The following is a 6783-nucleotide window of genomic DNA, read 5'->3' as shown; positions in this document are numbered from 1 at the left end:
TGAATGAAGGTATGATTTTTTCTCACGCAGAGGCGCAAAGGACGCAGAGAGTAAGAGTTTAAGAACTAGAATATTTGATTTTCATACCTCAATTCAGCAATGCCTTAAATCGCTTATGATAGACAAGATTATCAAAGTTGCTTTGACATTATGATAAATTCAGAAACATTCAGTTCAATACCAGTAACCGTTTTGACTGGCTATTTAGGTGCTGGTAAAACCACCTTATTAAACCACATTCTTACCTACGAACATGATAGAAAAGTCGCAGTTATTGTCAATGAATTTGGAGAAGTAGGTATTGATAATCAATTGGTAATTGATGCGGATGAAGAAATATTTGAAATGAATAATGGCTGTATTTGTTGTACAGTTAGAGGTGATTTAATTCGCATTATTGGCAACTTGATGAAACGCCGAGATAAGTTTGATCATTTAGTAATTGAAACCACTGGATTAGCTGATCCTGCACCTGTAATTCAAACCTTTTTTGTAGACGAAGATTTGCAAAGTCAATTATCATTAGATGCAGTGGTTACAGTTGTTGATTCCCAGCATATTTGGCAACATTGGGAAGCAGACGAAGCCCAGGAACAAATTGCTTTTGCTGATGTGATTTTATTGAATAAAACCGATTTAGTTACAGCAGAAGTTTTAGATGAATTAGAAACCCGGATTCGGTCAATGAATGCAATGGCAAAAATTTACCGCACTCATAATTCTCAATTAGCAATGTCAGCTTTATTAGGAGTAAAAGCATTTGATTTAGATCATGCTTTAGAAATTGATCCTAATTTCTTAGGAGAAGATGCTCATGTTCATGATGAAAGTGTTTATTCAGTTGCTATAGTATCACCAGGGACTATCAATGGTGAAAAATTAAATGCTTGGCTATCAGAATTACTCAGAAATCAAGGAACAGATATTTTCAGAATGAAGGGAATTTTGAATATTGAAAATGAAGATAACCGCTTTGTTTTTCAGGGAGTACACATGATATTTGAAGGTAAAGCAGATAGACCTTGGAAAGCAAATGAACCTCGCAAAAATGAACTTGTATTTATTGGGAGAAATTTAGATGAAGCACAGTTAAAAAAAGATTTCTTTGCCTGTATGAGTTAGGTAAATAAAATTCACAGCTACACAGACAAAACCCACATAAGTGGGTTACAAATCTAGTAAACTTAGTCCACGCCGGTGGACTTTGATTGTGTAGTAGCTACTTCTATTCGCCTAATATTTCTGAGCAATAAAAGATAACAAATATGAACTTAACGACCAGCAAATCTCCAGAATTTACTAAACACTATTCCACAAAACTTACAGATTATGTCACTGCTTTAGCTTGGTCTTTTCAAGGAGAAATACTGGCTGCTAGTTCCGCTGCTGGTGAAATTGTTTTATGGGAAAATCACCAATTAACTACCTTACAAACAGCTACAAATCAAGCAGTAAATTGTCTAGCATTTTCCCATGATGGTAAATATTTAGCCATTGGCGGACAAGATGGAAAAGTGAAAATTTGGTGCGATAATCAATTAATTACAACTTTAGAAAATGCACCTGTTTGGGTTGATCAATTAGCATGGAGTTATACCAATAATCAACTAGCTTTTAGTTTAGGACGTTATGTGCAAATTTGGGATGCAGACACATTAGAAGTTGTTGTCACTCTTAACTTTAATGATTCCTCTATTTTAGGAATTGACTGGCGTAAAGATGGCAAATATTTGGCTATTAATGGTTATAAAGGTGTGAAAATTTGGTCTACTCAAGATTGGAATGCAGAACCATTTATCCTTTCCATGCCTACCGTTAGTATAACAACAATTTGGTCAGGTGATGGTGAATATTTAGCCTCTGGAAATATGGATCGCACTCTCACCGTTTTACAATGGGAAAATCCTGATCCTTGGGTCATGCGCGGCTTTCCGGGAAAAATTCGTCAACTAGCTTGGTCAGACCTCAAAACCCCCGCAGGTGCGCCAATTTTGGCTGCTTCCAGCGTTGAAGGCATAGTACTATGGGAGAAGTCGGTAGATGAATCTGTAGGTTGGGAAGCCCAAGTATTAACCAATCATCTGGATATTATTCAAGCAATATCTTTTGCACCTCAAAGCTTGGTTCTCGCTTCCGCTGGTGCTGACGGTTGGTTATGTTTATGGGATGAAAATAGGGAAGTATCACAGATTTTTAGCGATAGTGAAGCAGGTTTTTCTACTCTATCTTGGCATTCCCAAGGACAATTATTAGCCGCAGGTGGTGAACAAGGAGAATTAATTATTTTGTCAACTTCTTGAGGGAATTAAAAGTAAAAATTTAACCCTGAAATTGTAGGTTGGGTTGAGGAACAAAACCCAACACATTCATTAATTTAGAGATAATTTAGAGAATTTGTGATAAAAATTTCTTAGTTCTTTCTTCTTTGGGATTAGTAAAAAAAGTGTCGGGGGTAGAAGATTCAACTAATAAACCGCTATCCATTAGTACCACTCTATCAGCAACTTCTCGCGCAAATCCCACTTCATGGGTAACAACTACCATTGTCATTCCCTCACTAGCGAGATTTCCCATGACATCTAAAACTTCTCTCACCATTTCTGGATCTAATGCTGATGTCGGTTCATCAAATAGCATGATTTTGGGTTGCATTGCTAATGCACGCGCTATAGCCACTCGCTGTTGTTGTCCACCAGATAATTGTCCAGGATATTTTTGTGCTTGTGCTAAAATTCCCACTCTTTCTAATAATTGCATTGCTAATTCTTCCGCTTTAACTTTGGATATTTTGCGGACATATATTGGCGCTAAAGTGATATTTTGTAAAACTGTTAAATGGGGGAATAAGTTAAATTGCTGAAATACCATTCCCACTTCTCGACGAATTGTTTCAATGTTTCTTAAATCATGACTGAGGATAATTCCGTCAATACTAATAATTCCTTTTTGATATGCTTCTAAAGCGTTAAATGTACGAATAAAAGTTGATTTTCCTGAACCAGAAGGACCCATTAAAACAACTACTTCTCCTCTTTCTACGCTTAAACTTATACCTTGGAGAACATGAAATTTACCATACCATTTATGGACATTTTCGGCAATTATTATCGGTTTTGTTTTTGTCATATTTTACTCTTTTTTTAATTTGAATTTTTTTTAACCAACCACAGAGGCACAGAGGACTCAGAGTAAAAGAGGAAGAACTGTTAAGCTTATTCTTTGGAGAATATGAAATTTACCATACCATTTATGGACATTTTCGGCAATTATTATCGGTTTTGTTGCTGTCATATATCATTCCTATGTACATTTTATTTAGCAATATTGGGTTTTTTTCGTCAACCCAACCTACGATATTAATTGGTTTTCTAATTTTTTAGCAGCTAAGGACATTGAATAACAAAATAGCCAATAAATCAAACCAATAAATAAATATACTTCTGCATATCTTCCTAAAAATTGCGGTTGGGCTAATATAGAACGTGCCATTCCTGTTAATTCCACTAATCCCACTAATGATAAAAGTGATGTATCTTTAAATAAGCCAATAAATTGACCAACAATTGCGGGAATAACTGCACGTAATGCTTGAGGTAATATTACTAATGTGAGTAATAAGGGTGTATTTAATCCTAGTGCTTTTCCTGCTTCTATTTGTCCCCTGGGAATTGATTGTAGTCCTCCACGCACGTTTTCGGCCATGTATGCTCCACTAAATAATATTAGTCCCACAATACTTCTGAGTAATCTATCTAAACGCAAATCTGCTGGTAAGAATAAGGGTAACATAACTTGGGCTAAAAACAAAATACCAATTAATGGTAATCCTCTGACAATTTCAATATAAAGAACACAAAACCACCGCACTACAGGTAAATTACTTGTTCTTCCTAATGCGAGTAAAATTCCTATGGGGAAGGAAAACACAATACTAATTATTGCTATTAATAGGGTGAGTAATAAACCATTCCATAAATTTGTAGATACAGGTTGTAACCCTAAACCACCACCAATTAACCAGATAATTATCGGAAAGGATAATAACCACATTAGGGAAAGCCAAGGTGTGATAATTTGAGCAAATTTTTGACCAATTATCACACCTAAAGTTATTAAACCTGTAATTAATAATAAAGACAAACGACTAGTTAATGGGAAGGGTAAAATTAATAATAAAACCCCAACAATAAAACCAAAAATTAGAGAATTGCGTTTTGTGAATATTGCTTCTTTAGTAAAAGCACCCCCAGTAATTGAGGTTAAAGTTGTAGATATTCCCAAAACCAGCCAAATTCGCCAATATAAATTCTGGGGAAACCTTCCCACCAAAAATAAATGTAAATTAACTGTAACTACTTGCCATTGTGCCTTAGTAATTAACCAAACTGCAAATCCTTGAAATAGCCAAAATAGAAAAATTGAACAAAAAACAGTTAATAAACAATTGTACCAAGTATTAAACAGATTTTCTCTTAACCAAATAAACTTAATCATCATAGAGATCCTAAATAAAATATTTTTCTATAGCGTACCATAAACATAAAATCTCTTCCTCTGTGACCTCTGTGCCTCTGTGGTTCGATAAAAAATAAATCGTGTTCACAAATACAAATCAAATAAATTGCTATTTTTCATCTTTCCTGAATTTGAACAGAACGATTAAATAAATTCATGGTGAAAGAAATAATCAAACTCAAAGTCAGGTAAGTAATCATAATTAACAGCATTACCTCCACAGCTTTTCCAGTTTGGTTAAAAGTCGTAGAAGCAACAAAATAAATATCAGGATAACCGATAGCGATCGCTAAACTGGAATTTTTTGTTAAACTCAGATATTGACTAGTTAATGGGGGAATAATCACCCTTAACGCTTGAGGAAAAATCACCAATTGCATTGCTAAACCTGGCTTTAAACCCAGAGATTTTGCTGCTTCCCATTGTCCTTGAGGAACTGATTTAATTCCCCCCCGCACAATTTCCGCAATAAACGCACCCGTGTAAAAAGTTAACCCTAATAACAAACTAGAAAACTCTGGAGACAAGGTAAACCAAGGAAATTCAATGCCATTTTGACTAAAGTTAGCGAAACCGAAAACAGAAATTTTATTTTCGGCTTTGGGGAAACTCAAGAAAATTGCAAAATACCAAAATAGCAATTGTAATAATAATGGTGTATTCCGAAAAATCTCCACATAAACAAAACTAATTTTCCTGACTAACCAATTATCTGATAGTCTAGAAATTCCCGCAGTAATTCCCACAATTGTAGTTAGTAAGATACTCATTATTGCAATTCGTAAAGAATTAATTAATCCCACTAATAAAGCATAATTATAAGCATCCGTTGGTTGATAATTAACGATAGTTTCACCAATATCAAAAGATGCTTGTTGCTTGAGAAAATTAAATCCAAATTGAATTCCTAATTGCTGTAAGTTCCGTCTGACATTACTCCACAATATCACGACTATAACTACTACTAAAAATACAAAAATTAACTGAATAGCATTTTGCCAAAAACGATGATCTCGCCATAAGGGAGGTTGAGAATTAGTCATTATTTGAATTTAGTATTATAGTATTACCGGAAAGGTGGAGAATAGAGTAATCCTCCTTTTGTCGCTAATTGATTTTGACCACGAGGGAGATTTAGTTTTGTCTTTGTTCCCAAATTGCGTTCATAAATTTCGCCATAATTACCAACGTGTTTAATAATTCTGGCTGCGAAATCATTTGTTAAACCAATTCCTGCTCCCAAATTTCCTTCTGTTCCTAAAAAACGTTTAATATCGGGATCTTTACTATTTGCAAACTGTGATAAATTTTGAGAATTAATTCCCAATTCTTCCCCTTTGATCAAAGCATAAACAGTCCACTTAACTATATCACTCCATTGAGTATCACCCTTAGCAACTGCCGGCGCAAGGGGTTCAGAAGAAAGAACATCATCTAAAATCATGTTATCTTCCGGTTTCGGTAGGGTTGTCCGTCGAGAAACCAAAGCAGAACGGTCTGTAGTGACAGCATCACAACGTCCTTCGGCATAAGTAGCAAAGGTAACATTTACATCCTCAAAAACAACGGGTTTATAAGTCAAACCCCGTTTCCGCATTTGGTCTGCTAAATTCTGTTCGGTTGTCGTCCCTGTTTGGACACAAATAGCTTTGTCTTTCAGGTCTTTAATAGATTTAATGTTGCTATTTTTGCGAACCATAACCGCCTGACCATCATAAAATACCACAGGTGCAAAATCTAAACCCTGAGCAGTCCCACGGCTAAAAGTCCAACTGGTATTGCGACTCAAAATGTCTACTTCTCCAGTTTGTAAAGCTGTAAATCGCTCTTTAGCGTTAAGAGGACGGTATTCTACTGCGTCTGGATTATCAAATATCGCCGCTGCTACAGCCCGACAAATATCAACATCAATACCGCTATATTTACCGTCAGTCCCCACAAAACTAAATCCTGGTAATTCACCGCTAATTCCACAAACAAGCTGACCACGGCTTTTAATGCGATTCCAGATTACGCGAGTAACCTGTGCTTGAGGGGTATTAATCTGACTCTGTGTATTTTGTGGTTCATCACTACAAGCAGTCAGAGAAAATATTAATTCCAGTGTGACGATACCAGATATAATATGTCCAATAGTAGATAATTTTCTAGATTTCATAAGTGAATAATGGGCGACATTTATTCCTGATCTAATCTAAGTTTCGCACAAAAACGTCAAAAAAGCACAAGATATATCAAAGATCTATCGAGGATCACATTTAATTAAAA

Annotated in this window: 6 protein-coding genes; 2 read left to right on the top strand and 4 right to left on the bottom strand. The window is 35.4% G+C overall.

The window, feature by feature from the left end:
- Positions 1–150 precede the first annotated feature (150 nt).
- Entirely contained in the window at positions 151–1122 is a 972-nt protein-coding gene (locus ACIR310F_RS0106125; RefSeq protein ID WP_028083049.1) for a CobW family GTP-binding protein, read from the top strand.
- 143 nt (positions 1123–1265) lie between these two features.
- Entirely contained in the window at positions 1266–2300 is a 1035-nt protein-coding gene (locus ACIR310F_RS0106120; protein ID WP_028083048.1) for a WD40 repeat domain-containing protein, read from the top strand.
- Between the two features lie 85 nt (positions 2301–2385).
- On the opposite strand, the gene ACIR310F_RS0106115 is transcribed toward ACIR310F_RS0106120, so the two are convergent.
- The 4 genes from ACIR310F_RS0106115 to ACIR310F_RS0106100 form a co-directional block, all read right to left on the bottom strand.
- A complete protein-coding gene (locus tag ACIR310F_RS0106115) occupies positions 2386–3126 on the bottom strand; it encodes an amino acid ABC transporter ATP-binding protein (RefSeq protein WP_028083047.1) in 741 nt (246 codons plus the stop codon).
- 222 nt (positions 3127–3348) lie between these two features.
- Complete coding sequence (locus ACIR310F_RS0106110) at positions 3349–4494, bottom strand: amino acid ABC transporter permease (protein ID WP_028083046.1); 1146 nt, start codon at positions 4492–4494, stop codon at positions 3349–3351.
- A gap of 137 nt (positions 4495–4631) precedes the next feature.
- On the bottom strand, positions 4632–5558 hold the full coding sequence (locus ACIR310F_RS0106105; RefSeq protein ID WP_028083045.1) for an amino acid ABC transporter permease: 927 nt from the start codon (positions 5556–5558) through the stop codon (positions 4632–4634).
- 23 nt (positions 5559–5581) lie between these two features.
- The gene (locus ACIR310F_RS0106100) at positions 5582–6673 is read right to left on the bottom strand and encodes an amino acid ABC transporter substrate-binding protein (RefSeq protein ID WP_035367696.1); all 1092 of its coding nucleotides are present in this window, start codon (positions 6671–6673) and stop codon (positions 5582–5584) included.
- Positions 6674–6783 lie beyond the last annotated feature (110 nt).

It is taken from the genome of Dolichospermum circinale AWQC310F, assembly GCF_000426925.1.
GTDB lineage: Bacteria > Cyanobacteriota > Cyanobacteriia > Cyanobacteriales > Nostocaceae > Dolichospermum > Dolichospermum circinale.
The sequence above is the reverse complement of the archived record's forward strand: the minus strand, read 5'-3'. Positions and strand labels throughout refer to the sequence as shown.

Bases quoted from the DNA above. Each gene is read 5' to 3' on its own strand.
- ACIR310F_RS0106125 (WP_028083049.1), top strand. From the start codon at position 151: ATGATAAATTCAGAAACATTCAGTTCAATACCAGTAACCGTTTTGACT.
- ACIR310F_RS0106120 (WP_028083048.1), top strand. From the start codon at position 1,266: ATGAACTTAACGACCAGCAAATCTCCAGAATTTACTAAACACTATTCC.
- ACIR310F_RS0106115 (WP_028083047.1), bottom strand. From the start codon at position 3,126: ATGACAAAAACAAAACCGATAATAATTGCCGAAAATGTCCATAAATGG.
- ACIR310F_RS0106110 (WP_028083046.1), bottom strand. From the start codon at position 4,494: ATGATTAAGTTTATTTGGTTAAGAGAAAATCTGTTTAATACTTGGTAC.
- ACIR310F_RS0106105 (WP_028083045.1), bottom strand. From the start codon at position 5,558: ATGACTAATTCTCAACCTCCCTTATGGCGAGATCATCGTTTTTGGCAA.
- ACIR310F_RS0106100 (WP_035367696.1), bottom strand. From the start codon at position 6,673: ATGAAATCTAGAAAATTATCTACTATTGGACATATTATATCTGGTATC.